This window comes from Vibrio kagoshimensis, from assembly GCF_050337535.1.
Taxonomy (GTDB): Bacteria; Pseudomonadota; Gammaproteobacteria; order Enterobacterales; family Vibrionaceae; genus Vibrio; species Vibrio gallaecicus.
The window spans coordinates 55,358-80,480 of record NZ_JAKJSZ010000004.1 but is presented as its reverse complement, the minus strand read 5'-3'; the positions used below and the strand labels follow the sequence as shown (position 1 = coordinate 80,480).

General features: G+C 41.7%; 22 protein-coding genes. 10 read left to right on the top strand and 12 right to left on the bottom strand.

Annotated elements, in window-relative coordinates; genetic code table 11:
* Nucleotides 1–98: 98 nt before the first annotated feature.
* On the bottom strand, nucleotides 99–1,052 hold the full coding sequence (locus L4C37_RS03930) for a LysR family transcriptional regulator (protein ID WP_429767936.1): 954 nt from the start codon (nucleotides 1,050–1,052) through the stop codon (nucleotides 99–101).
* Between the two features lie 178 nt (nucleotides 1,053–1,230).
* On the opposite strand from L4C37_RS03930, the gene L4C37_RS03925 reads away from it, so the two are divergent.
* Entirely contained in the window at nucleotides 1,231–2,049 is an 819-nt protein-coding gene (locus tag L4C37_RS03925; RefSeq protein WP_429767935.1) for an enoyl-CoA hydratase/isomerase family protein, read from the top strand.
* A 123-nt stretch (nucleotides 2,050–2,172) separates the two neighbouring features.
* On the opposite strand, the gene L4C37_RS03920 is transcribed toward L4C37_RS03925, so the two are convergent.
* The 4 genes from L4C37_RS03920 to L4C37_RS03905 form a co-directional block, all read right to left on the bottom strand.
* Entirely contained in the window at nucleotides 2,173–3,504 is a 1,332-nt protein-coding gene (locus L4C37_RS03920) for an MFS transporter (RefSeq protein WP_429767934.1), read from the bottom strand.
* A 275-nt stretch (nucleotides 3,505–3,779) separates the two neighbouring features.
* A complete protein-coding gene (locus tag L4C37_RS03915; protein WP_429767933.1) occupies nucleotides 3,780–4,259 on the bottom strand; it encodes an enoyl-CoA hydratase in 480 nt (159 codons plus the stop codon).
* Between the two features lie 30 nt (nucleotides 4,260–4,289).
* On the bottom strand, nucleotides 4,290–4,961 hold the full coding sequence (locus L4C37_RS03910; protein WP_429767932.1) for a hypothetical protein: 672 nt from the start codon (nucleotides 4,959–4,961) through the stop codon (nucleotides 4,290–4,292).
* 52 nt (nucleotides 4,962–5,013) lie between these two features.
* On the bottom strand, nucleotides 5,014–5,478 hold the full coding sequence (locus L4C37_RS03905) for a c-type cytochrome (RefSeq protein ID WP_429767931.1): 465 nt from the start codon (nucleotides 5,476–5,478) through the stop codon (nucleotides 5,014–5,016).
* A gap of 146 nt (nucleotides 5,479–5,624) precedes the next feature.
* On the opposite strand from L4C37_RS03905, the gene L4C37_RS03900 reads away from it, so the two are divergent.
* The 5 genes from L4C37_RS03900 (at nucleotide 5,625) to L4C37_RS03880 (ending at nucleotide 10,847) form a co-directional block, all read left to right on the top strand.
* Nucleotides 5,625–6,248 (top strand): cytochrome b/b6 domain-containing protein, encoded by a 624-nt coding sequence (locus tag L4C37_RS03900; RefSeq protein ID WP_429767930.1) that lies wholly within the window; start codon nucleotides 5,625–5,627, stop codon nucleotides 6,246–6,248.
* A gap of 196 nt (nucleotides 6,249–6,444) precedes the next feature.
* Nucleotides 6,445–6,864, top strand: coding sequence for a VOC family protein (locus L4C37_RS03895; RefSeq protein ID WP_137373801.1), 420 nt, complete (start codon nucleotides 6,445–6,447; stop codon nucleotides 6,862–6,864).
* 312 nt (nucleotides 6,865–7,176) lie between these two features.
* Nucleotides 7,177–8,274: a YcjF family protein gene (locus tag L4C37_RS03890; RefSeq protein ID WP_429767929.1), complete on the top strand. Its 1,098-nt coding sequence runs from the start codon at nucleotides 7,177–7,179 to the stop codon at nucleotides 8,272–8,274.
* The gene (locus L4C37_RS03885; RefSeq protein ID WP_429767928.1) at nucleotides 8,261–9,919 is read left to right on the top strand and encodes a GTPase family protein; all 1,659 of its coding nucleotides are present in this window, start codon (nucleotides 8,261–8,263) and stop codon (nucleotides 9,917–9,919) included. The genes L4C37_RS03890 and L4C37_RS03885 overlap by 14 nt, the downstream gene beginning before the upstream one ends.
* 55 nt (nucleotides 9,920–9,974) lie before the next feature.
* Nucleotides 9,975–10,847 carry an EamA family transporter gene (locus L4C37_RS03880; RefSeq protein ID WP_429767927.1) on the top strand — a complete coding sequence of 291 codons (873 nt, stop codon included), beginning with the start codon at nucleotides 9,975–9,977 and terminating at the stop codon, nucleotides 10,845–10,847.
* A 75-nt stretch (nucleotides 10,848–10,922) separates the two neighbouring features.
* Here L4C37_RS03880 and L4C37_RS03875 read toward each other — a convergent pair whose 3' ends face one another.
* Both L4C37_RS03875 and L4C37_RS03870 read right to left on the bottom strand, forming a co-directional pair.
* Nucleotides 10,923–11,309, bottom strand: coding sequence for a thiol-disulfide oxidoreductase DCC family protein (locus L4C37_RS03875; RefSeq protein WP_429767926.1), 387 nt, complete (start codon nucleotides 11,307–11,309; stop codon nucleotides 10,923–10,925).
* A 28-nt stretch (nucleotides 11,310–11,337) separates the two neighbouring features.
* The gene (locus L4C37_RS03870; protein ID WP_429767925.1) at nucleotides 11,338–13,464 is read right to left on the bottom strand and encodes a HEAT repeat domain-containing protein; all 2,127 of its coding nucleotides are present in this window, start codon (nucleotides 13,462–13,464) and stop codon (nucleotides 11,338–11,340) included.
* Between the two features lie 140 nt (nucleotides 13,465–13,604).
* Here L4C37_RS03870 and L4C37_RS03865 point away from each other — a divergent pair, with 140 nt between their 5' ends.
* From L4C37_RS03865 to L4C37_RS03850, 4 genes are all read left to right on the top strand, one after another.
* Nucleotides 13,605–14,690 carry a cytochrome-c peroxidase gene (locus L4C37_RS03865; RefSeq protein ID WP_429767924.1) on the top strand — a complete coding sequence of 362 codons (1,086 nt, stop codon included), beginning with the start codon at nucleotides 13,605–13,607 and terminating at the stop codon, nucleotides 14,688–14,690.
* Entirely contained in the window at nucleotides 14,677–15,840 is a 1,164-nt protein-coding gene (locus tag L4C37_RS03860; protein WP_429767923.1) for a cytochrome-c peroxidase, read from the top strand. Before L4C37_RS03865 ends, L4C37_RS03860 begins: the two co-directional genes overlap by 14 nt.
* A 116-nt stretch (nucleotides 15,841–15,956) precedes the next feature.
* Nucleotides 15,957–16,580, top strand: coding sequence for an arsenate reductase (azurin) small subunit (locus tag L4C37_RS03855; protein ID WP_137373874.1), 624 nt, complete (start codon nucleotides 15,957–15,959; stop codon nucleotides 16,578–16,580).
* Nucleotide 16,581: 1 nt separating this feature from the next.
* Nucleotides 16,582–19,272, top strand: coding sequence for an arsenate reductase (azurin) large subunit (locus tag L4C37_RS03850; RefSeq protein WP_429767922.1), 2,691 nt, complete (start codon nucleotides 16,582–16,584; stop codon nucleotides 19,270–19,272).
* Between the two features lie 147 nt (nucleotides 19,273–19,419).
* On the opposite strand, the gene L4C37_RS03845 is transcribed toward L4C37_RS03850, so the two are convergent.
* The 5 genes from L4C37_RS03845 to L4C37_RS03825 form a co-directional block, all read right to left on the bottom strand.
* A complete protein-coding gene (locus L4C37_RS03845) occupies nucleotides 19,420–19,878 on the bottom strand; it encodes a plastocyanin/azurin family copper-binding protein (RefSeq protein ID WP_137373810.1) in 459 nt (152 codons plus the stop codon).
* Nucleotides 19,879–20,109: 231 nt separating this feature from the next.
* Entirely contained in the window at nucleotides 20,110–21,057 is a 948-nt protein-coding gene (locus L4C37_RS03840; protein ID WP_429767921.1) for a hydroxymethylglutaryl-CoA lyase, read from the bottom strand.
* Nucleotides 21,054–21,968 (bottom strand): enoyl-CoA hydratase-related protein, encoded by a 915-nt coding sequence (locus L4C37_RS03835; protein ID WP_429767920.1) that lies wholly within the window; start codon nucleotides 21,966–21,968, stop codon nucleotides 21,054–21,056. The genes L4C37_RS03840 and L4C37_RS03835 overlap by 4 nt, the downstream gene beginning before the upstream one ends.
* A gap of 90 nt (nucleotides 21,969–22,058) precedes the next feature.
* Nucleotides 22,059–23,702, bottom strand: coding sequence for a carboxyl transferase domain-containing protein (locus L4C37_RS03830; protein WP_429767919.1), 1,644 nt, complete (start codon nucleotides 23,700–23,702; stop codon nucleotides 22,059–22,061).
* A 142-nt stretch (nucleotides 23,703–23,844) separates the two neighbouring features.
* Nucleotides 23,845–25,014, bottom strand: a complete 1,170-nt coding sequence (locus L4C37_RS03825) for an isovaleryl-CoA dehydrogenase (RefSeq protein WP_137373814.1) — start codon at nucleotides 25,012–25,014, stop codon at nucleotides 23,845–23,847.
* Nucleotides 25,015–25,123: the final 109 nt, after the last annotated feature.

Here is a 25,123-nt window from a genome sequence, read left to right as displayed (position 1 = left end):
CTATGAACAGCTAATACGAAATAAGCGTTGGATAACTATTTAATTGCAAGTGAACCTCTTCTTCGGGGCAGTACTGTATATTTCAGATATTTCAGTTGTTAATCACTTCTCGCGGAATAAAGTTGTTCAAGATTTGGTATATTTTTCTCCCAAACAGGGGAATCCTCTCCGATAATTGACTTTAAAACATCAATAAATAGCTTAGTTTTAATGGGTGCATCTCGGTGCGGGTATACGGCGTAAAAAGTGCCAAAATCTTCAAGATTCAAATGCGTCATTATCGGTTTAAGCTTTCCGTCGATGACTTCATTCTCAATCATTTGGGCAGTGATCACAGCAAGCGTATTACCCGCCACCGCGCTTTTTACTACCATCTCAACATCATTCACTTTATAAGCGGCATTAAGTTGAAATTGCTGTTCCATATTGTTCTCATCAAGATAACTAAATTTGTCTATGAATAAACCGGGAGCCGAGTAAATCGTAGCTGGCAGAGATTCTAGCTTTTCAATCGTCTCTATTTTCCCATGCTGTTGAATGAAATCAGGTGAAGCTACAATAAGTAAGCGGCTTCTGGCAATCTTACGAGAGATCAAACTGGAGTTCTTTGGTTTGCCAATACGAAAGCCAATATCAAAACCCTCTTGCACAATATCCACCACTCTATCTTCTAATCTCAGCTCGCATTTCACATCTGGATATTGCTTCTGAAAAACAGAGATCGCATCTTGAACGTACTGACGACCAAACATCATTGAACTCGTAATTCGTAATATCCCTCTTGGCTCTGAATGGTAGTTCTGCGCTAAACGGTGGGTGTTATTAAGTAAATCACGTAACAGTTTTGCTTGGCTCACCATTTCATTACCTGCTGCTGTTAACGATAACGAGCGCGTGGTGCGGTTAAGTAAGCGGACACCTAGCTCTTCTTCTAAACGACTTATCTGCTTTGAAACAACAGAGCGATCTAGGTTCTTTTGCTCGGCAACATTAGTAAAAGAGCCAAGTTCAGTAACTTCTAGCAATAAAAGTAAGCGATTAGAAAAATCCATTTGAACCTCATGAGAATAAATGAAAATAGTATTGGTGCAATATTAGCATCAATCTTATGCCATTAACGGTATTTTTCTCACCTAATGGATTGCTTATAGTTATCTCACTGACGGAGAGGATGACCTTTCAACGTAACCATATTTAACTAGCCAATAGGCGATTTAGAGGAAGTACATTATGAAAACATTATCAATCACTAATCAAAATGGTATCGCAACGGTTGCTATCAACAACCCACCAGTGAATGTATTAACCATTAATCTAATCAACGAAATTAATGAATATGTACTTTCTTTAAAAGATGACCGAGATACTAAAGTGGTGGTGTTTAAATCACTGCATGAAACCTTCTTTTTAGCACATCTTGATCTGAACGTGATTAACGGCACGCAAGGTGGTCAAGCAGCGTCTATTGAGTTCAACCACATGATCATGAACATCAAGGCGATGAAACAAGTGTCTGTTGCTTTGGTTGATGGCGTAGCTCGTGGGGGCGGCAATGAATTTGTTATGGCGTGTGACCTTGCTTACGGCACCGAGAATGCAGCGTTTGCTCAACCAGAAATTCACGTAAATATTCCGACTGGCGGACAAGGTGCGGTTCAGTTCGCAAGAAGAATGGGCAAAAACAAAGCATTACAAGCTCTACTGGTGGGTAACGATTTCACAGCACAACAAGCTGAGAACCTAAACATCATTACTCAATTTGTACCTAAAGCGGAAATGGATAACTTTTTAGCGATGACTTTAGGTGTGATAAGCACATTAGAAGTGCGTGATATTGTGATGTACAAAGAGATCATTGCAGCATCAATTAAAGATGAAGACGCGGGTGCAGAGTTAGAGTTACGTTACTTTTTAGAACGTGCTAAAGAGCAAAAAACAGCCGCTATTATCTCTGCATTTTTAAAACATGGTGGACAAACAGAGCGTGAAGCAAAAGATATCCAAGGGATTTTTGTTGATACCGCGGCTGAACTGTCTGAACAGGGTTAGATGCTTCCCTAAATAGCCGTCGCCTGACGGCTATTTATCATGCAGTGAAAGCGGTTAAGGTATGAAGATGACCCCTTATTCTCACTGTGGTGAGATTTTGTTAACGCTTAGCTGGCTTATGACTTAAAAAATAGCTTTCCTTTTATTCCTAAAATAAAAAACGGCACTGATTGATAGGAACAAAAACGTGAAGTAATAGAAAAATGAAGAAAGCGACGCTAAGAAATCAATGTTTTGTTCTATTTCTTCTGAAGTGTAGTTCTGTGATACCAGCTTGTAGTAGTAAGCATACAAAATTCCTATCATGCCGTATCCAAGATTAAACATCAGGCCTTTGAAACTTAATACAGTCGCTCTATTGTGTGATTCGGTCTTTTTATTTAAGTGATAACTAATGAAAATATTCATGGTCATGATGATGAATATTAATATCAAAGCCGGTATTACGCCGTAAATAGACCAACCTAAACTAATCCAGTAATAAGTAGCCATTGTCGCTATGCCCATTAAAGCTATGAATGTTTTGGGCGCCATACTTTCCGCTAATATTCGGCTTTGGCCTGCCAATATAATTTTAAGTAAACTTATCCCTGCGCCAATAAAGCCGAAGTAGATAATCGGTATATCAATGGCGAGGTAGTATTGGCTGTTCATTGTTAAAAACATCCGCGAGGTATGTTCGAATAGGCTGTAGTAAAGCAATATGAAGAGCACGTAAGGGGTTGCGATGACCCACTTAGCGGTGGTTGCTGTTAACTTTAGGCTTGTTAGAGTGGTTGCGAGTTTGGTTTGATTGCTTGGCAATACTTTCTTTTGTTCCCTCATGCTTATCGCAGAGTAAATGGCAATCAATGCAACAAATAGAGTGGCATAGACAGGAATGCGCATTAGATCTTGGGTATTTTCTGGTTTCGCTAATCCAAGTATATGGTAGAGGTTAGCCATAAAGTTAACATCGTACATTGCCGCGCCTATTAGAGTGACAAATATCCCAACAGTTGAAGCAACTCGAAGTTGGATTTGTAAAACTCTGGGCCACAATTCCTCTTTGCCTTGTTCTTTTAACGTGTCGTAAGCAAGAGCTTCATCTGCGCCACTTGCTAATGCCATTGCTAAGCCACTTAATATTCGGTTGATCAAAAACACTATGAATACCAGGTTGGGATCTTCAGTGGGGACGACTGCGATCATTGCGATTTCAATAAACATGACAATCGAAGATAAAACAACGAGCTTTTTACGCCCTAAGGTATCAGCGAAGGCACCAGATGGTACTTCAGCTAGCACTATGGTTGCCGCCCAAACGACATTAAGCATGGCAAATTGCGAAAGAGTTAAGCCATAGTCTAAATAGAGCAAGGTAAATATAGGGTAATAGAATCGCGCAAAGTAGCTACTTCGGAACATCAAGAAGTAGCGAACATTACGAATTTGAAGGATCTCTTTGAGCGTCATAGACTATTTCATACGTTAGATTACACATCATTATGTATATACCTTTTAGTCAATTAAATCATGCTATTGATGTGAAAATAGAACTATTCATGACTTAGCGAGCTATTAAAAAGGTCACGCTTAAACAATATCCTATTAGCAGTGTAAATGAAGTGAGGCTTTACTCTCGAATTAAGATTCAATAGTTCTTTTTGAACATAGCTTTAGGTTGTTTTTATATGTGACCTAAAGCTATGTTTAATCCTTTCTACTGCTCTCTTATTCTTTACTTGTCTTTATGACGTTGCCCTGTTCTTAATCAAGCTGCTTTTAAATGAACCAAGCAGTAACTCTGCTAGAAGTGGGAGTGCATTGGACATGCCTATCCATTGTTCAATTTTTGCCTTTTCTAAATAGGCTTGGCTAACTTCACCTTGTGGGATGGATGCTTTTGCCAGAGCAACTAGTTCAGGCATCATGGGAACAAGAAAAGCAAACGCATTAATGCTTAGAGTAGTTAGCATAAGGAGTTTTAATTTGAGCCACATAGGTTTTTGCTGAGCTGAATAATAGTCATATAAATCTGCGAATAGCTTTAGCCCTAAGCCTGGTAAAATTAAAATATAAGCGCTTAACTCCTTATACATTCCAACATGATAAGCCATTAATGCTGTTTCATGCCCCAAAGTCGCACCTATTACGATATGAGACAAGATGCCACCCACATACATAATGGTGCCGATTTCATTAAGGAATCTGATCACTTTTCTATTCATATTTATGCTTCTCTATTACTTCAGAATCGGTTAGTGGATGTTTGTAAGAGAAAGCTTTTTACCAAGGTACTGAACATCGATATTTGCATAGCCTAATGTAACGGCTTCAAATTGATGGCTCAGCTCTTTTGCGTGTTGTGCATCTTTCGCTATAAATGAAACAGAGTAGATAGGTCTTGTGACATGATTACCTAGATCTTGAGTATCAATGTACGAGGAAGTCACTAAACCAGCTTGGTTAAGACTGACTACTCGCTGTAAATCAATGTTCAGTACGCGGTCTATTTCGAGCGCTTCAATGCCGTTTTTCCAAGTAATTGTCACACCGTAGTTATTGTAATTAGGTGTGTTATCCAACCACTTAGCTCCTAGAAGTGTAATTTTACTGATGTTGACTAAGTCTTTTTCATACAAGGGTAAATGAGCAAGTTTAGTTTGTACTTGCTGTTCGCTATCGGCTGCAATAACAAAGCGCAACAGCTGAACAGGGTTACCGTCTACTTCGCTGCGTGAAACATACATATCTTTTATTTCACCTTGGTTTATTAGCTTTCTAAACTCAGCTTTTTGCTCTGGCATTGTATTGAGTACTTGCTGAAAATCTTCGGTATTCCACTTTAGTTCAACGGCATAATCTTGAGCGCTCGCGAAGGTAGAGAAAAGGATGGTGGTGATGCAGGTTATGAGTTTTATAGTTTTCATTTTAATTCCTTAAATGGTCTGACTTAGATTGTGTTTATTGTGTTTATTGTGATTACCAACGTGAACGATAAGAACGATGGCAACTTTTACAGGTATCTTGTGCGGTCTCTAGCCCTAACTCTGCCAGTGAAACGTCGCTTTGTTTGCTGGCTTGATGGAGCTTTGCAAAACCCTCATTCATTTGCTTCATGAGCTGATTAAACTTCTCTGGCTTTGTCCAAACTGTGTCTTTTGCTTTACTTCCTTCTTGGCTCCCTGCAGGGAAAAGTGTCACTAATTCTTGGCTATGATTCGCTAAATTGAGGCTGATTGAGTTCAATGCAGCCCAATCTGTGTCTGAACCACTTAAAGTGTCATCTGCCTTGTCGACAAAAGTCTCAATTTGTTTAAAAGCGTGCTGACGTTGCTCAACTTGAATTGAGCCTGTATCTGTTTGGTTCATATCTTGTGAACTGAACGCTTGAGCGCCCAGTAAAGCGGTCGTTACACATAGAAGCCTGACTGTCATTTTTTTCATATCACCCTCACTGCCTAATTAGTCATCAATCTTAAAGTTTTTGTAATTTACACAGCAATAGTTGCAATTGCAACTATTGCTGTGTAAATTATCGTAAATTGAGGTCGACATTCGGCTAGAAAGAAATGGCTAGAGAGAGTTAAATTATGAAAGTTTGGGATCTATCAACTCGTTTATATCACTGGATGCAAGCTGCGTTGTTTATTGCATTAATGGCATCCGGTCTCTCCGGTAATGGACCACATGTACAGTTGGGATTAGCGCTGATGACGTTGCTTATTTGGCGATTTATATGGGGTTGGGTTGGTAGCGAAACCAGCCGATTTCAACATTTTATACGCCCGCCAAAATCGGTAGTTAGGTATTTACAAGGAAAGGAGGAAGCTAAAGCTGGGCATAACCCTGCTGGTGGCTGGATGGTGGTGACACTTTTGTCTGCATTAACCATTCAATGCGTTTCCGGTTTAGCCCTTGCTGGATTACTCGATAATCTCCCATTTGCGGATATATGGTTAACAGATCTCGTATTTTCAATTCTAGAGAGCATTCACTTAACCATGATAAAAGTGCTTCCAGCACTGGTTGGAGTACATGTTTTAGCAGTATTGTTTTATAAACTTCGCTCAAAGCCATTAACTTGGGCGATGATATCTGGGGTTCAGGGACGAATAAAATTTGAAGGAACGGTTAATTTTGTTTCTCAATGGCGCGCATTATTAGCGTTTGTTTTTGCTGCATCGATTACTGTAATAATCGTTGTGCAGAGTTAATAGCAGACAAAACTGATAGCAGGCAAAAAACATATCTGGGACGATGCTTTTAACCTAAAGGCAGTAACGCTAAAAGTGTTTTTAAAACTTATTTAAGATTAATGGGAATTAACGCTTTACCTCAAGTTAACTTTAAGTATTAAGATTGGTTTCGTTGCTGAGAAACGTTGCCAAAAAAGACTTTAAGGAGAGAAGCATGATCCAATTAGAACACGTAAATTTAGTCGTAAAAGATATTCCAGAAATGCTGAAATTTTACCAGGCTGTTTTTCCACATTGGTATGTACGAGATGAGGGGCATGGTGAATGGTCAGGTAAGCCGAGAAATTGGCTACATTTCGGGGATGAATACCAATACTTAGCGATAAGTGATCATGGTGAAGGGGAAAACCGAGACTTATCTGGTCACCAAGTCGGTTTGGCTCATTTTGCTTACGTGACGCATGATCTTGATGGTGTGATAGCAAGGCTAACGGAAGCTGGATTCGAAATTTATCAAAATGGAACTGATAGTTCATATCGGAAAAATATCTATTTCCTCGACCCCGCGGGGTTTGAAGTAGAGTTTGTTGAATATTTAACTGATGATCCTAAATTACGTAATAGCGATGGTTAGATAAGCGAAGGGCTCAACCTGAGTCATTGTCCATACCGACTAAAAATATGCAAAGAGGCGAGCTACTACAGCTCGCAATTTTTATTAGTTGCTAAACCACCGTCTAAGTCTGTGGTAAATGTTTTAGAAGGTTAATTACTTAAAACCAATTATTTAGCATTTTCCGTTTTGCTGAAAAATGAAATACGCTTCTCGGCTGTTAATCAATATGTGCTTTCTGTACAAAGTGAACGTGCCTGTTTCTTTCCTCGTAATCAATCGCTATTCTGCTATTAACTTTCTCTTACCGTTGCTGGTTAATACTCATTGCCTATGTTTGACCAAATTAAAGAATTTGTTAATCCAAGTAAAAATCCAGACTTGACTCAAGCTCATGAATTTCAGCGCCAGCACCTACCTACGCTATGGCTCTTAGGGAAAACAGGGGCAGGGAAATCCTCGTTTATTCAATCCGTAACGGGGCTTTCTTCAGTAGAAGTCGGCAATGGTTTTGCTCCATGTACAATGACGGCTCAAAGCTACGAGTTTCCCCAAGGTAAGCCGGTTATGCGTTTCTTAGATACTAGAGGGCTGGGTGAGGCTGAATATGACCCTACGCCAGATCTCGATGAGACAGGTAAAGCTGGGCATGCTTTAGTGGTGGTGATGAAAGTCGATGAACCTGAACAATCATCGGTACTCAGCGCATTAACGTTGATTAAGAAGCAAAAGAAAATTAAGCAGTTACTACTTGTTCATAGTGGCGCATTGTTGTCTGAAGAGTCAGAGTGCCAACGTCAGGTTTCTTTCAACGAAAGCCAAGTGAAAAAGGTGTGGGGTAACGCGTTTGATTCTGTGACGGTTGATTTTGAAGCGCCTGAAGGGCAGGTTTATCACTACGATGAGCTGATTGAAAAACTAACTCATATCCTTCCTGTTATCGGAATGATGATTGAAGATAAAGAACATTCAAGTGTTGAAGAAGCCAATTTTGACAAAGTAGAAAATGAAGTGCTTTGGTATGCAGGTAGTGCTTCCGCGAGTGATCTCATTCCTGCCGTTGGACTTGTTTCTGTGCCAGCGATACAAGCGAAAATGCTGCATAGCTTAGCCAATCAATATGGCGTTGAATGGAACAAGCGAGCTTTCACAGAATTGGTCAGCACGCTTGGGAGCAGCTTTGCTTTGCAATATGGCGTTAAGTTAGGCGCGAGACAGTTAGTTAAGTTAATTCCTGGCTATGGGCAAACCGTTGGCGCTGTTGCAGCAGCAGCCATGAGCTTTGGAACCACTTATGGCTTGGGACGAGCAGCCTGTTTTTACTTTTACCACAAAAGCAAAGGCACTGAGATCTCTCAAGAAGAGATGCAAACGGTATATAAAGATTCATTGAAAAAAGGTAAGGCAGCGTCTGGCTATGAAGAAAATTAGAAGCTTTTATCACTTACTTTCCAATTTATCAGGTGGGCGCTGGGGCATTATTCTCATATCCTCGATTTTGCCTGTATTGCTTATGGCTTTATTCGGGCTTTTTCTTGCCTTTAAATATGGGTATGTATTGGAGCTGTCTATCGCTATTGCGGTGAGCACTCTAGTGACGACTATTCCATTGTTTTTGTTAAGCCGCGTGAGTGATCGCGAATCCCAAGATGCGGTAGAGTCTGCTCTTAATGAAAATGGCTTAGTAGGAGAAGAAGTCGGTGATGGTCTTGTTAAAGCATCCTCTGAATGGTCTCAAGCTGAATTGGTTATTTGGAATCAAGCGAAGCTGCATAATCGGGAACATTTAAAAACGGATATTGATTGGGTCAATCTCGATAAAGTTGGTATTGAGATCCTTGAATTTGTCGCAAAGGAGTTTGGTAAGAAGACGTTAGATTTCTCTATTCCAGAAGGCTTAAAGTTATTTGAAGAAGTGGGTCTTAGATATAAGCGAGTTGTCAAAGAGAACATTCCGGGCATTGAATACCTTAAGCTCTCATACATTAAAGCTGGCTATGAAGCTTATGATAAGTATGGGGAATTAGGTCAAAAAATTGTTAAAGCGGCTATGTGGGCTAATCACGCTAAAAATTTATATTACAACCCACTAAAGGTGTTGTCTGACCTAAGCCGAGAGCAAGCCACATCGTCGATGACGAAAGGCGTGGTTGAAGACATGCAGCAGGTCGCGAAAGAAGCCTTATTAGATGAGATAGCTGCTGTTGCAATTGATCTATACAGCGGACGATTCAGTTTAGAAGAAGATGACCTGCAAATCACAGATGCTTCAAAGTTAGATGAGAAGCGTTTTGCTGTTGAACTAGAGCCGGTCCGAGTCGTGTTGGTCGGTCAAACAAGCTCGGGTAAATCCTCAATAGTGAATCTTCTAAAAGATGAAATGGTTGCGGAGGTCGATGTATTACCCTCTACGGACGCGTCTACCGTTTACAGTGCGGAAGTGGATGATAACGAAGTCAGAGTTATCGATCTTAAAGGTTTGGATGGCACTGAAAAAACAGAAAAGGCAATGCTGCAAGAAATGACACAAGCGGATTTAGTGCTTTGGGTACTCAAGGCGAATCAACCTGCTCGTGATTTAGATAAAAAACTAAAAGACAAATTTGATGGCTTTTACGCGGACCCAAAAAACGTATCACGTAAAAAACCAAAAGTATTAGCCGTGGTCAATCAGGTTGATAATTTGAAGCCACTTACTGAATGGGAGCCTCCATTTAACTTGGTTAACCCCATTTCAGCTAAAGAAAAAGTGATTGCGCAAGCGTTACAGTACAATCAGGAGTTATTACTTACTGATGGGGCTTTGCCTTTGTCTATTTCTCCAGAACGTGCTCATTTTGGTGTAGATACGCTGAAGGAAACCATCGTTAATGAAATATCAGAAGCGAATAACGTGCAACGAAACCGCCAGAGAACAGAGGCGATGAAAAGAGGAACGTCGATTAAAAAGCAATTTAATCGAATGGCTAAAGTCAGTAAAAAAGTAGCTCCGGAAGCGTTAAAAAAGGCGCCAGAGGCCTTAAAAGTAGCAAGCCCTAAAATTGCCGAGATTGTGATTAAGAAAGTGATTAAATAGATTTAATTGGTTAGGTTCGATGAAGGGCTTAGGGAATCAAAAATAAAGGAATAGTATGAGTTGGGTATTTTTCACGGTTTTGGCTGCGTTTAGTCAATCTTGGCGGAACGCTTTTCAAAGTCGATTAAGTAAAGAGCTGAATGTTGTTGGTGTTACCTTGGCTCGTTTTTTATGGGCAGGTCCGTTAGCGGCGGCATATTTAGTGCTTTTACATTGGTATCAACCCACACCTTTACCTATTTTTTCCAATCAATCTTACTTCTTTATTATTGGTGCTTCGGTCATGCAAATTGTGGCTACGGGGTTAATGGTTGTTCTATTTAAACAGAAAAATTTTGCCATTGGGGCAGGGCTTGCAAAAAGTGAAGCGCCAGTTTCTGCTTTCTTAGGTGTCTTATTTTTTGGTACTTCGTTATCACTATTGGGGTGGATTGGCGTACTTATCGGGGCAATAGCGGTATTCATGCTGAGCTGTCCAAATGGTATTCGCAGTATTTCCTTAAAAACGGCATTAATAGGTTTAGCGTGCAGTACTTCGTTTGCGTTAACGTCTTTGTGGGTACGAGAAGCGAGCTTAACGTTAGACGTTCCTTTCCCTCATCGCGCTGCGTGGGTGCTATTCTCGGTTATCTTTTTGCAAACGGTAATGCTCGTTTTGTTTATGCTGTTTCGCGATCGCCAAACATTAAAAGCGATGTTTATTACACCTAAGTTGGTGTTGATGACCAGTATCGCCAGTTTTATAGGATCTCTCGGTTGGTTCAGTGCTATGTCACTGCAAACTGTGCCGTTGGTTAAAACCTTGGGGCAAATAGAAGTATTCTTTACGATTTTAATTTCATTTTTCTGGCTGAAAGAAGGCGTAAAAAGAAAGGATATGCTGGCTTTATTTTTTATCGCAATCGCTGCAATCTTGGTGATGTGGTAACGGTTAATCATAGGTTTATGATAAGGCTTACCTAGACTTAGATTGATATCGGTCTTAAGTCAGTGATAAGAAACACTACCGCGAACAGCTGTTGCTGCCACAACGTGAAGTGCCTGTCAGCCAAAATGAGACCTTATACCGATTGCGGGCAAATTTTAGGTAGAGTGAATCTGCTAGTGGTTTAACTAATTTCCAACGAAGTGGGGCATAAATCCAACCGCGTCCCATTAATTGCCATGCTTTATAGGTCACATCTAAACCAAGCAGTAATTGTCCTTTGTGATTGATGGCGTGCAAAATGTTGTTAGCAGCTTCTGCATCAATCTCTGGGTATGCTGAAAAGTCCTCACTGTAGATATCCACTGTCTTCAGTAAATTCTGTTTATCATGCTTTTTTAGTGCATTCATTTCTTTGGCGCAGAGTGGGCATGTTCCATCATAGAAGATAGTTAACTGAGTCATTCATTCTCCGTTCTATATTAACTTTTTTTCACTGAATTTTATGAATAGCGGTTTTGGTATCATCACAATCGTTTATACGGTGGAGATGCATTTCAAGATCAAATCTTTCTTTCATCTCCCCAAAATCCCCCATAAATTGCAGAGCCTTTAAAGGGTGAGTGTTTAACAATAAAACCAACTCTTCTTCAAGTACTGTGTGATCAAATTGATTCACCGTCGAATGAAGGTCTGGTGAACTTAAAGCAAAATGAATGAGTTCAATATAGCGAGTTTTATCGCTTCTCATAAGAGATTCTAACTTGATGATCGCTTGTTGTTTAACGCCTAAATAGGGATGTTCTAATAAAATGTTGAGTACATCAAGATCCTCGATGAAGGGTATTAATTGAGAGACGAGCAACGGAGAGCTGAGTTCAACTAATGCCGGTATCTCAGTTTGTAAATGAACTGGTCCTAGCCACTCTACAAGCGTTTTCAATTCTGTACGGTAATCTGAATTAACTAACAGTTTATGTGCATAGTCGTCTAGCTCATCTGAACGAATAGAGGCGTATGCCAAGTTACACCGCAGTGAAGCTTTTACAATGGCAAAAAAATCTTCTTCGTCTAATTGCTCAATTGAAATGGCGGTACATAATTCAATTAGCTGCTCTTGAGAGGCGCAATACTCAATCACCTTTGAACGGTTGGTGAGGCTCTCAATAATCGCAATTTTTCTTTGTGACTTTTTGAATGGCTGCTTAGCCGGTGAGGTGGTTTTCTCATCTAATGGCATTGATAAAGCAGCAAGTGTAGACATGGGTTTTATCGAACTAAGGTTACTGTTTTTAGAGCTATTATCTTTCGTGTTTACTTCTGCTTTCTTCGTCTCAATTTCTTCTAATCGACTGTTGACCTCTGAATCTGATCTTTCAGTCGACTTAAAATCAATGTATGCATTATCAAATATAAGTTCATTGATTAAGCTTTTAGAAGCGGGAGCGTTTTGTGAAGCTAAGTTTTTTATCAGTAAAAGCCGCACGCTGTTATCCAAAGTCTGTGATTGAAGATGCATGCGTAAAAATGAAACCGGAATGTGCATCTCACGGCTTTGACATAACTCAGTCAATGAGTCTATTTGATGCTGTGGCTCTAAACGTCCAAACTCGGCAAAGAAATGCTTCACTATCTCGGATAAATCACAATCAAACCGGCTTGTTAGGCTAAGAAAAGAGGCAACATTACTCTTATTCATCTCTCCAGATTGCCATTGTTCTAAAAGTAATAAGAAGCTTTCCTTGGTTATAAATGGCAGTACTTTTGAGATTGGATGATTATTGCGGATGATCGACTCTAAGTATTGGGGAGCGACTGGATATTGCCAGCGTAATAGTGTCGAAATAGCGATATCTTGCATCGGTTGTTGGGCGCTGGATAGCATGCTTAAAAAGCTTTGCAGGTACTCTCGTGCATCTAAATCGGACAGTCTCGTTAATGCAATTCTTTGAATCAGTAAGTCATCGTTTTCAAGATACTTGAACAAATGAACCTTATTCGAGGAGGCTTTCAGTAACTTTCTGGTTCGTGATAATCCCAAACTGGTTTTTAAAGGAGATGATAAAGATCGATTCCATTCTTGTTCAACTAAGTCATCAAGTTTATTTGGGGCAACCTTAGCCAGTAAGTAATACAAGGCTTGCTCTAATTCGGGTTCAGGGTCGCTATGAATGAGCGTAATTAATTGAGCTAGCTCTTCTTCTACAAAGCCCTGTGTCGTCTTGAGTAAAGCATTGACGGAGGCAAGAGCGATATCAATGCCATCATCCCAATCACCGTCCCAACATTCGTTGTCCCCATTTGCTAATTCAAGTAACGCTGACTTTGCATCATCAATGCGGTGGTTTGTAGAAATGGCATGAATTGCCGCTAATTTGACGTCTGGGTCATGAGCCGAAGATAAGCATTTGATGAGTGGCTCTATTGGACTATTGGATAAAGACGATAAAGCATTTAAACAGCCAATAGTTATTTCTTCAGAATCATTATGCAACTGAGATATTAATGCGTTTGTGGCTTTGTCGCATTGGTGGAGAGCACTAGCGGCGGATATTTGTTCAAGTTCATTACCGTGTTGTAATTTATTGAGTGTTAGGTCGATGAGGCTGGCATAAATCATAGTAATAACAACATGGTCTTGAATATTAATTTAGAATACTAACGGATATCATTTAGATTTGTATGATCACCATCATATCAATGATGAACCGTAGCCGAATAATATAGAACATCAATAGTAGCATGATTATGGGGAAGGGAATGAAGACCACAAAACAAGCAATTACTCAGGCTATTCTGGGTGTTTGTATATTGTTGAGCGCCAGTGTGGAAGCCAAATTACCTCCTTTAGCGGTGGATTCTGCAAAAGCAGAGCTAGGGAAAAGGCTATTTTTCGATACTCGTCTTTCGGGTGACGACTCAATATCATGCTCAAGCTGCCATATTCCTCAAAATGGATTTTCACATCCAGAAGCACTAAGCCCAGCTTACACGGGCAGTGATGGCTTTCGTAATTCCCCATCTTTGATTAATACGGCATATAAAGAAGTTTGGTTTCATGACGGGCGCATTGGCACCAACTTAAATGATGTAGTAAGAGAAAATATAACAGAAGATTGGCTAATGAATATGGATATGCGCCTCATGCAAGAGCGCATAAAACAAGATCCTATCTACGTTGAAATGTTTCAAAAAGCAGGTCTAGGTGAGCCATCCAATGGTGGTGTGCGTAAAGCCTTACCCGAATATTTAAAAACTCTAACGTCTAAAAACTCCCCTTATGATTTGAATAACCTTTCCGCTCTGGCTTCTCAAGGTCATGCTTTGTTTACTGGAAAGGCTGGATGCAGCCAATGCCATACAGGGGAGTTATTCAGTGATGGGTTAGCGCATAATACTGGTGTGCCTGAGAACCCTGATATTTTTACCGACCCTATGCGTCACCAAAGCTTCTTAGCATTCAACATGTTTATGGGTATACAAGATTATTTGGCATTAAAGCGTGATGTCGGGGCTCATGTTCAAACTCATAAAGCAGACGGTTCGGACCGAGGCTCTTTCATTACTCCTTCCCTCAGAGAGCTGACTTATACCGCGCCATATATGCACAACGGAATGTTGAGTACATTGGATGAGGTTGTCGATTTTTATAATCGTGGTGGAGGGCAAGACTCAAACAAAGATCAGCGGATGAAACCATTGTCGTTGAGCAAGCAAGAGCAAGCTGCATTAGTGGCTTTTTTGGAGTCCTTATCAGGCGATCCGTTAATAGGTGATGAATACGAATGGTTAGAATATGACTTTGGCTATGAATACACAGAGGACTGGTCAAATGCTAAGAATTAACTCTACCTGTTTATCGTTGACTCTAATTTTATTTTTGGCCGCGTTTTTCCCATTTTTCGCGAATGCAGGACACAGTCTAGCCCCACTAGGGGAAGTGCCAATTCCGTTAGATAACAAACAAACACCAGAGAAAATCGAATTAGGAAAAATTCTGTTTTATGACGGGAGATTGAGCGGTGACACTAGCAGCCCATGTTCTGGCTGTCATATTCAAACTCAAGGTTGGGGGTTTCCTGACGATTTGTCTATGGGGTATCCCGGTACCGTTCACTGGCGAAATAGCCAAACCATTATTAATGCCGCGTATTACGATAAATTTTTTTGGGCGGGCAGCGCGATGTCATTAGAAGCTCAAGCGAAAGACGCTGCGAAAGGTGCTGTAGCTGGTAATGGTGAAGATGACATCATGGAAGCCCGTTTAGCGCTAGTACCCGAATACGTTAAGCGATTTAAACAGGTTTTTGGTGATGACACACCGAAAATCCATAATGCTTGGCGTGCAATTTCAGCCTTTGAACGCACATTAGTGCAAACAGATACACCGGTTGATCAATACTTACGAGGCGACCGTTCAGCACTAACCAAGCAACAAATTCGAGGTAAGCGATTGTTCGAAGGCAAAGCTAATTGTTTGGCTTGCCATAATGGACCTCTCGCGTCTGACCAAAAGTTTTACAACATTGGCGTACCACCAAGTTTATGGTGGGAAGACGATGAGTTGGCGCAAATTACCTTCCGCTTCGAGCTTTATTCAAAAGGCGTAACGGAAAAAATGTACCGAGAAACTAAGGCTGACCCAGGCGCGTATTTCAGAGCGAAGCGCAAAGAAATGCTTGGGAAATTCAGAACGCCAAGCATCCGATATACAAAATATACCGCGCCCTACATGCACAATGGTGCGATCCCTACGCTCAGTGATGTGATTGATTTTTACAACCGTGGCGGCATCGCAAGTGATGGTCGTTCAACTGGTTTTCCGCAAACCAAGTCACCTTTAATCGTACCATTAGGCTTGAATGACCAAGAGAAACAAGATTTGCTTAGCTTTGTCGAAGCCTTCTCTGGGGAACAGATATCAATTGAAGAGCCTGAACTTCCGCCTTACGAAGCGATGTATACAAAAGAACAGATCCTAGAGGCAAGAAAATAATGTCGATAAAATCCAATGCCTCTAGTTTGGCTATTCATAACTCACAAATATTTCAAACATCACCAGAGCCTTTATCGGTTACAGGTGAAAAATCAGATAAAGGTCATGCTAAGTGCATGCTTTCTCGTCGTGACTTTCTACTTTATTCAGGCGCTGCGACAGCCATTTCTTTGGTACCTATCACTTTGTTTGCGGGTACTGAGCAACAGCAAGAGGCTCACGGAAGAGTGGCGGGCTATCCTCGTAAAAAAATTGCAAAAATGAGTCAGTTAATTAACCATGAAGCGGTGTATTTTCAATATCCTGATAATGGTCCTAACTCTATCGCTATGCTGACAAAAACGGATATTGCCTGCGGTGGTGGTATTGGTGAACAAAGGGATGTGGTCGCGTTTTCAATGATGTGTACTCATCAAGGCGGGCCGTTAACCGGTAACTATAAGGCAATAGATGAACACCGTGTTGTGGGGCAATGCCCTTATCATTTGTCGACCTTCGACATACGAAGGCATGGGATCATCGTTTCTGGCCAAGCCTTCGAAAGCTTGCCACAAGTTCTACTGGAACTCGAAGGTGACGACATTTATGCCGTTGGTGTTATGGGGCTAATCTTCGGGCGAATTGAAAATATTGAAGGACTGGATGAAGTTCAAGATACAGAGCTGGCTAAAGATGCGGATCAGGCAAAAGAAAAAGCTGGCTTTAACGAACTAGCAAACTTTAAGAGCTGGGAGTCATAGAATGAGTGAGTATAATCAATTAAGTCATACACTTCTTCCTCCCGCGAATGCAGAAGTAATCACAACAGCTTGTGATTACTGCGTTGTAGCTTGTGGTTATAAAGTCTATCGATGGCCGGTAAGTGTTCAATCTGGTGGGGCTTTCGCTCACCAAAACGCCTTTGGTGTGGATTTTCCAACAAGCACTTTGCAAGCATGGGTATCGCCTCAGCAGCACAATATAGTCTCGCATAATGGTAAGCCGCATCATGTGGTTATCATTGCAGATAGAGATGCAAAAGTAGTGAATAAAGGAGGCGACTCTTCTATCCGTGGTGGGCTTTTAGCTCAAAAGGTATATAACCCTAAAACACCGACTAAAGATCGATTGAAGCAACCTCTGGTACGAATCAATGGTCAGCTACAGCCGGTAGAGTGGGATTTTGCATTAGATATTGCCGCGCAGGTGGGCCGACATGTGATTGATACGCACGGCTCAAATAGCTATTGCGTAAAAACATACTCATACCAATATATTGAGAATACCTACGCGATCACTAAGTACGCATTAAGGCACGTGAATACCGCTAATTTTTCATTTCATGATACGCCATCAGATGTGACTGCGACGCCTGGTTTCCGGGACGCTGGCTTTGATAACTTTGCCCCAAGTTATGAAGACTGGGGAGCTGCAGATACGTTAATGATCTGCGGAACTGATCCTTACGAAACGAAGACTATCATTTTTACTCAGTTCATCATGCCTGCGGTTCAACGAGGTATGAAAACCGTTATATTGAACCCACGGGAAACCGCGGGTATTGCTTGGATGAAAAATCAAGGTGGGCTGCATCTTGATATCAACCCCGGATCAGACAACTTAGTGATTGGCGCCATCATTCGCGTGATTTTACAAAACAAGTGGGAAGACAGTGAATGGTTAAAGAATTGGGTAAACAATAAGTGGGAATCTGACTCTGGCTTTGGTCAAGGAACACGTAATACACCATGGCAATGGAGAACAACGTGGGGCAAGTTTCAAACTGATGGGATTGAAAGCTACAAATCATGGAACTTTGAACAGAAAGAATTTGAACCTGAATACGCAGCAGGCATAGCTGGAATTGATGTAAATAAGATTTATCAAGCAGCAGAAATGCTCTCTAAACCTGTCAATGGTCAACGAGTCAAAGCATCGATAGGTATCGAAAAAGGCTTCTATTGGTCAAATAATACGGGGAATACTAATGCGATTTCAGCATTAGCAACGGTGATTGGTACGGGCGGTCGAGAAGGTCGAGTGATCGGACGTTTTGGTGGTCACCAAAGAGGCGGTGTTGCTGGTGGTAAATTGCCTCGTAATAAATCACCTGAAAAAGTAGCAGGTCGCAGACGCCGTTCAATTGATACCGATCGCTATCTTTACTCTGGTCACACCCGAATGGCGCATGTTATTGGCACCACTTGGATTCAATCGATGTGTGGCAGCTATGGGTTGAAAGATAAATTTGTTGAGTTAACAAACGGTAATCCGCATCAAGTTACCTCTCGAGATAAACAGCACATTATTGATACGCTGAAACGTAGAGCTGATTCAGGTGGCATGGTTGTTGTGAATCAAGACATCTATTTGCGTGATCCGATTGGTAAACAGTTTGCCGATATTATTTTCCCCGCAGCCACTTGGGGTGAAGAAGACTTTATGCGCGCGAATGGTGAGCGCCGCTTACGTTTATATCAAAAATTTAATGATGCGCCTGGGCAGTCGAAACCAGATTGGTGGATCATTGCTAATCTTGCACAAAAAATGGGTTACGACGGCTTTGATTGGCAGAACTCTAATGATGTGGCTGAAGAGTCTTCTCGATTCAGCCGCGGTAGCCGTAAAGATTACAATATGATCAAAATAGCGGCTCATGCAGAAAACAAAACATTGCATCAAAAATTAGCTGAATTTGGTACAGAAGGCATCCAAGGTCCGGTTTTCTACAATTACGACACCAAAGAATTGATTGGTACTAAACGCCTGCATGACACAGAAATGAGTTGGGATGACTTAGTTAAAAAAGGGCTTCAAGACGGTCCTCAAGGGGCTAACATTATGCGTAAACAGCTTACGCAATTTAATAGCCAAACAGGCAAAGTCAATTTACAAAAACATCCTTGGGATTTATTCAGTGATTTCTATTCATGGTTAACACCAAAAGACGATGAACTTTGGTTCTCCAATGGACGTGTGAATGAAATTTGGCAGTCAGGCTTCGATGATGTGGAACGCAGAAGCTACATTAAGAATCGATGGCCGGATAATTGGATTGAAATCCACCCTGAAGATGCAGCTAAACGCGGTATTGAAGCGGGTGACGAGGTATTGGTGTATTCCGACCGAGTCGCAAATTTTAAAGATACGATTTTAGGTGTTGAAGCCGATGACTTTCAATTTAGTTCATTGATGAAAAATGGTCACATCCAATTAGATCGTGTTGAAATTAAAGCGGTTGCTATTGTGAGTAGTTCAACGAAAAAAGGCGTACTTTTTTGTAATATGATGGACATGAAAAACCCGGCAAACGCTTTAACCACAAGAGTTGTTGATCAAATCAGTGGCAATTACAACTTCAAGATGGGTGTTGCTCAACTCAAAAAAATCGGTGAGTCAAAATATAAACACCAATTTACAGGCTTCTCGTTTGCCCCTAGAAATATTGTATAACGTTATTTTTTCAAGATTTAACGTTTCTTTGCTTCTAGATTTAATGCGGTAACGCTTCACCAAAATGCCAATAAAAAACAGCGCTTAATGCGCTGTTTTTTTATATGAAAGAAGTGAGTATTAGCTTCAACTTATCTCAGTCTCAATTTATTGAATCGTCGCTTCTGCTTTATCAAGAAGATCTTGCATTTTCTGTTGTGAGCGACGGCTTACACGTTTCTTTGCCGCAGCACGAGCTTCAACTATGTTTACGCTCGGATCTCCCACAACCACCAAGGCGACCATGCCATGTCTATGGTGCACTTTGCATTTTATGCCATAAACTCCTGGCTTATCAAAGCTGACTTCCTGAGCATTTGAACCCGAAATCATAATAGGTTTTGCTCCGTCTGGTAGCATTCCTTGAATGCTATGTGCTGTGTGAGAACCCACAGTCCCTTTAAACAGTACTTTATCGCCTGGCTGTATTTCTACGTAATCTGGAATGAACTGATACATCTTATCGATGTTCTCAACGTTCATGTCCATTACTTGTTCAATGACTTTGGTTTCAGCAAACGTTGGAGCGGAAAGAATCATGGTTACTATCAGGAAAAAAAGTCTCATTGTTTGTATTCTTCTTAGTAATTAGAATTATTCGCAACAATGCTAAATCATTCACCAGCGTGGTAAAAGTGCAAACTTGTATTAGTTTCTATTTTGTTGATGTGGAATACCTATTTAGTCAATAAGGGTATTATTTTTATTTATGTGCGGGCTTTGTTTACTTGCTTGTTAGTTTGATTGTTTGGTTACTCGCTTACTTTGTTGACGGTTTTTCGTTACTTCGCTTTTTCGTTATTTAGCTATGAGCGCTTTATTCATTAATGCTAGTGATACTTTTGAACTTGGTTGTTTGTTTAAAGCCCGGCAGATATCCCAGCCAGATTGCGCGACTTTCGTTAAGCTGACCCCGGTTTCAATCCCAAGCCCTTGGCATAAATAGAGTACATCTTCCGTCGCAACGTTACCGCTGGCACCTAAAGCGTAAGGGCACCCTCCAAGCCCAGCGACACTGCTATCCACCACGTTTATTCCCATAGCCAACGCTTGATGTATATTGGCGAGCGCTTGTCCCCAAGTATCATGAAAGTGAACCGCAATTTGTTCTGTGCTGACTTTATTTTGCACTGCCTCAAGCATGTGGGCGACTCTTATTGGTGTCCCAGTCCCAATTGTGTCGCCCAGAGAGACTTCATAGCACCCTAAATCAATCAGTACTTGTGCTAGGTGAGCGACTTGATCGGCAGAAGTGCTACCGTCATAGGGGCAATCAATCACACAAGATAAATAGCCCCTTACTGGAATGTTTTGCTTACGAGCAGCGGATAACACAGGTTCAAACCGCTTAATGCTGTCAGCAATGGAGCAGTTGATGTTTTTATGGCTAAAGCCTTCCGATGCCGAAGTGAAAATTGCCACTTGTTTTACTCCAGACTGAAGTGCTTTTTCGAAACCTTGCAGATTAGGGGTTAGGGCTGAATAGATGATGTTTGGCTGTTGCTTTATGTTTTTAAATACTAAATCTGAATCTGCCATTTGTGGTACCCATTTTGGGGAGACAAATGATCCTGATTCAATATGCGTAAGACCCGTTTCAGAAAGCTGATTGATCAATTCTATTTTTGCATCGGTGCTGACCAAGGTTTCATTCTGCAACCCATCACGAGCCCCCATTTCAACAATGGTGACCTTATTCGGCATTGATGAGTGGGATAAGGGGCTGTGCCGTAGAGATGCTTTCATTGTTCACCTTGCTCACCTAGATCACCTAGCTTAAAGCCGACCTTGCCTGTTTGATTTTCGAATGTTGCATTAGAAGATTCGGCAGAAGGCTGCTCAGAAGAAAAAGACTCATCCGCCCAACTAGGCTTCCGTTTATCAAAAAAGGCATTAAGCCCTTCTTGACCTTGCTGAGAAACTCGAACTTCTGCGATAAGCTGGCTGGTGTAATCAATCAGTTCTGCTTCAATAGGCGAAGCATCACAGTGTAAACAAAGGGCTTTGGTTTTTGAAAGTGCGCCTGGACTATTCAATAGAACACTGGCGATGAAGCGATTGGTTAAATCCTCTATTTCATTTTCATGCGCGACACTATGGATTAATCCAATATGCTGCGCTGTGTCGGCATTAAAACGCTCTGCGGTGAGCATGTAACGCCTTGCTTGGCGAGTCCCAATTGCACGACACACATACGGGGCGATAGTGGCAGGGACTAGCCCAATTTTGACTTCACTTAGTCCAAATTGTGCGTCGTGAAGGGCAATCGCAAAGTCGCAGCAACAAATCAGCCCGAGCGCTCCTCCTAGCGCAAACCCTTGCACTCGCACAAGGGTTGGGTGGGGAAAGGTATCTAAGTGGCTCATCAACTGCGCGAGCGAAGCTGCATCATCTTGGTTGTCGCTTCGGCTTTTACTTGCCATGGATTTCATCCAACTTAAATCAGCCCCAGCAGAAAAATGTTTGCCCGTACCTTGTAAAATTAAACAGCGAACTTTCGGGTTCTTTTCGAGGTTGGAGAGGTGGCTGAGTAATCTCTGAATAATTTGAGCATTAAACGCATTATGCTTCTCAGGGCGATTAATAGAGAGCAGCGCCACACCTTGGTGGTTGATATCACAAATCACGTGTCCAGATGTGTTTGATTTGCTGTCCATAGCCATCCCTCTGAGCTGAGCCATATACAAAATATGAATTCGTAAAGCTGGATTAGAAAAACTACATTAAAAAAGCCACATTCGGGACAGCTACATTCGGAAAATACCAAACTTACTGTCTGAAATTGGTGCTCTTAACGCTGAATTTAGGGCTTTTCCTACAATGTCACGGGTCTCTTTCGGGTCAATAATGCCATCATCCCATAATCTTGCACTGGCATAATAAGGGCTACCTTGAGTGTCATACTGGTCAATAATAGGTTGCTTGAAGTCTGCTTCTTGCTGCTCGGTCCATTCTTCATTTTTGCGGGCTTTTATGTCTCGCTGTACTTGTGCCATCACTCCTGCAGCTTGAGGTCCGCCCATGACTGATATTCTCGCATTTGGCCACATCCACATCATTGTCGGGTCATAGGCTCTTCCACACATTCCATAATTTCCAGCACCATACGATCCTCCTACCACAACAGTGAATTTAGGTACATCTGCACACGCTACCGCCATCACTAACTTTGCACCATGTTTGGCTATGCCTTCCTCTTCGTACTTTTTCCCAACCATGAAGCCTGTGACATTCTGTAAGAAGAGGAGGGGGATTTTTCTCATGGCGCAAAGCTCAATGAAATGTGCGCCTTTTTGAGAAGATTCGGAAAACAGAATGCCGTTGTTCGCCACAATACCTATTGGGTTTCCATGTAAGTGAGCAAAGCCACACACTAAGGTTTTTCCATAGAGAGCTTTGAATTCATCAAATTCAGAGCCATCTACAATTCTTGCGATAAGTTCTCTGATGTCGAAAGACAACCTCAGATCGGAATTGACGATGCCATACATTTCTTCTGGGTTGTAGATGGGAGATTGCACTGTTGATGACTGAGCTGCTGAATCTGTACTTTGGTTATTGATTTCATTACGGCCACTAGGATGATCTATGTTAGCGCTTTTTATGGCTTGTCTAGCTAGCTCTAGAGCGTGCTTTTCATCTTCGGCATAATAGTCAGCTACACCAGATTTTTTGCAATGAACATCAGCACCTCCCAGTTCTTCTCCTGTCACCACTTCACCGGTCGCCGCTTTAACTAAAGGTGGACCCGCAAGAAAGATGGTCCCTTGCTGCTGGACGATAATGGATACGTCAGCCATGGCAGGAATGTAAGCACCACCCGCGGTACAAAGGCCTAAAACAATGGCAATTTGTGGAATGCCTTGTGCTGACATACGAGCTTGGTTATAGAAAATTCGACCGAAATGCTCTTTATCAGGAAAGACCTCTGCTTGGTGAGGAAGGTTTGCACCACCGGAATCAACCAGATACAAACAGGGTAGGTGGCATTTCTTTGCAATGCTTTGTGCTCTTAAATGCTTTTTCACTGTAAGCGGGTAATACGTTCCCCCTTTAACCGACGGATCATTGGCGATGATCATGCAATCAATGCCGTGGATCTTACCGATTCCCGCTACGACACCAGCACAAGGAACCTCTTCTTCATAGACCTCCCATGCTGCAAATTGCCCAATTTCGAGGAAATCATTACCATCATCAATGAGACTCTCAATGCGCTGCCTGACGGGGAGTTTTCCTTTGCTTTTCTGGCGTGCGATAGCGGCTTCTCCACCGCCCTGTTTTATTTTGTTTATATTGGATTGCAGCTCACTGACCAGCGTTTCCATTGACTGCTGATTCTTCAAAAACAGAGGTGAGGTTGGCTTAATTTTCGTTTGGATTACTGCCATCGTCGCACTCCTTCATTGAATGTCATCATTGCCTTAGGTGCCCATCAGATAGGCTTTCAAGTTCCAGAACTTGTTAGAGTTAAGTTCAAGATCTTGTTCGAGTAAACTCTAGGTTTTGTTAAAGCATAGCTAACCTGCAGTGTTAACTGGATTCTTCGAAAAGCTCTCGACCTATCAACATCCGTCTAATTTCAGATGTACCCGCCCCGATCTCATACAATTTGGCATCTCTTAACAGGCGACCTGCGGGGAACTCATTGATATAGCCATTGCCACCTAATAATTGGATCGCATCTAATGCTATCTGTGTGGCAAGTTCCGCTGCGTATAAAATAGCGCCTGCGGCATCTTTTCTGGTGGCTTCTCCGCGATCGCACGCAGCAGCAACAGTATAAACATAGGCTTTAGCGGCATTGGTCCGTGTGTACATATCAGCAACTTTCGCCTGCACGAGTTGAAACTCGCCAATAGACCGACCAAACTGCTTACGGTCATGAATATAAGGGATAACTAAGTCGAGGCATGCTTGCATAATGCCTAAGGGACCTGCGGCTAATACCACACGTTCGTAATCCAACCCACTCATCAGTACTTCAACACCATGGTTTACTTTTCCCAGTACATTTCCTACTGGCACTCGACACTGGTTAAACACTAGTTCACAAGTATTAGAACCTCTCATTCCTAACTTATCGAGCTTTTGGGCATGGCTGAAACCTTCAAACTCACTTTCAATAATAAACGCAGTAATACCATGTGATTTCGCATCAGGATCTGTTTTCGCATAGACCACTAAGGTATGCGCATCTGGCCCGTTGGTGATCCACATTTTTGTGCCATTTAGAATGTAATGATCGCCGTTTAGTTCCGCTTTCAATTGCATCGCCACCACATCAGAACCAGCATTAGGTTCACTCATTGCAAGCGCACCAATATGGCTACCATCGATTAATTTTGGGAGGTATTTTTCGCGCTGCTGCTCTGTACCATTTCGGAAAATTTGATTCACGCATAGATTGGAGTGTGCACCATAACTGAGGGCAATCGATGCAGAAGCTCGGCTGATTTCTTCCATGGCAATTACATGAGCAAGGTAATTCATGCCTGCACCACCGTACTGTTCGTCAACAGTCACACCAAGTAAGCCCATTTCTCCAAATATCGACCATAAATGATTGGGAAATTGATTGTCGATATCGACTTGAGCCGCAATAGGGGCGATGTGCTCGTTAGCAAAAGCCTGAACATGTTCACGTAACATATCGGCAGTTTCGCCAAGGCCAAAATTGAGTGGTTTGAATGTGTCTTGCATAACTCCTCCCGAACATGGATGGAACGTTAAACGCAATTTATTATTGGTGGCGTTAAGTGGTGGTGATAGTTGATGACGTCACTATTTATCTGAAAGTGCTATGTATCTG

Coding starts and splice junctions, on each gene's coding strand:
- L4C37_RS03875 (WP_429767926.1), bottom strand. CDS start 11,309: ATGACTCAGTTAACTATCTTCTATGATGGAACATGCCCACTCTGCGCC.
- L4C37_RS03900 (WP_429767930.1), top strand. CDS start 5,625: ATGAAAGTTTGGGATCTATCAACTCGTTTATATCACTGGATGCAAGCT.
- L4C37_RS03885 (WP_429767928.1), top strand. CDS start 8,261: ATGAAGAAAATTAGAAGCTTTTATCACTTACTTTCCAATTTATCAGGT.
- L4C37_RS03860 (WP_429767923.1), top strand. CDS start 14,677: ATGCTAAGAATTAACTCTACCTGTTTATCGTTGACTCTAATTTTATTT.
- L4C37_RS03890 (WP_429767929.1), top strand. CDS start 7,177: ATGTTTGACCAAATTAAAGAATTTGTTAATCCAAGTAAAAATCCAGAC.
- L4C37_RS03870 (WP_429767925.1), bottom strand. CDS start 13,464: ATGATTTATGCCAGCCTCATCGACCTAACACTCAATAAATTACAACAC.
- L4C37_RS03835 (WP_429767920.1), bottom strand. CDS start 21,968: ATGGACAGCAAATCAAACACATCTGGACACGTGATTTGTGATATCAAC.
- L4C37_RS03895 (WP_137373801.1), top strand. CDS start 6,445: ATGATCCAATTAGAACACGTAAATTTAGTCGTAAAAGATATTCCAGAA.
- L4C37_RS03855 (WP_137373874.1), top strand. CDS start 15,957: ATGCTTTCTCGTCGTGACTTTCTACTTTATTCAGGCGCTGCGACAGCC.
- L4C37_RS03930 (WP_429767936.1), bottom strand. CDS start 1,052: ATGGATTTTTCTAATCGCTTACTTTTATTGCTAGAAGTTACTGAACTT.
- L4C37_RS03865 (WP_429767924.1), top strand. CDS start 13,605: ATGAAGACCACAAAACAAGCAATTACTCAGGCTATTCTGGGTGTTTGT.
- L4C37_RS03825 (WP_137373814.1), bottom strand. CDS start 25,014: ATGCAAGACACATTCAAACCACTCAATTTTGGCCTTGGCGAAACTGCC.
- L4C37_RS03850 (WP_429767922.1), top strand. CDS start 16,582: ATGAGTGAGTATAATCAATTAAGTCATACACTTCTTCCTCCCGCGAAT.
- L4C37_RS03910 (WP_429767932.1), bottom strand. CDS start 4,961: ATGAAAACTATAAAACTCATAACCTGCATCACCACCATCCTTTTCTCT.
- L4C37_RS03905 (WP_429767931.1), bottom strand. CDS start 5,478: ATGAAAAAAATGACAGTCAGGCTTCTATGTGTAACGACCGCTTTACTG.
- L4C37_RS03925 (WP_429767935.1), top strand. CDS start 1,231: ATGAAAACATTATCAATCACTAATCAAAATGGTATCGCAACGGTTGCT.
- L4C37_RS03915 (WP_429767933.1), bottom strand. CDS start 4,259: ATGAATAGAAAAGTGATCAGATTCCTTAATGAAATCGGCACCATTATG.
- L4C37_RS03840 (WP_429767921.1), bottom strand. CDS start 21,057: ATGAAAGCATCTCTACGGCACAGCCCCTTATCCCACTCATCAATGCCG.
- L4C37_RS03830 (WP_429767919.1), bottom strand. CDS start 23,702: ATGGCAGTAATCCAAACGAAAATTAAGCCAACCTCACCTCTGTTTTTG.
- L4C37_RS03880 (WP_429767927.1), top strand. CDS start 9,975: ATGAGTTGGGTATTTTTCACGGTTTTGGCTGCGTTTAGTCAATCTTGG.
- L4C37_RS03845 (WP_137373810.1), bottom strand. CDS start 19,878: ATGAGACTTTTTTTCCTGATAGTAACCATGATTCTTTCCGCTCCAACG.
- L4C37_RS03920 (WP_429767934.1), bottom strand. CDS start 3,504: ATGACGCTCAAAGAGATCCTTCAAATTCGTAATGTTCGCTACTTCTTG.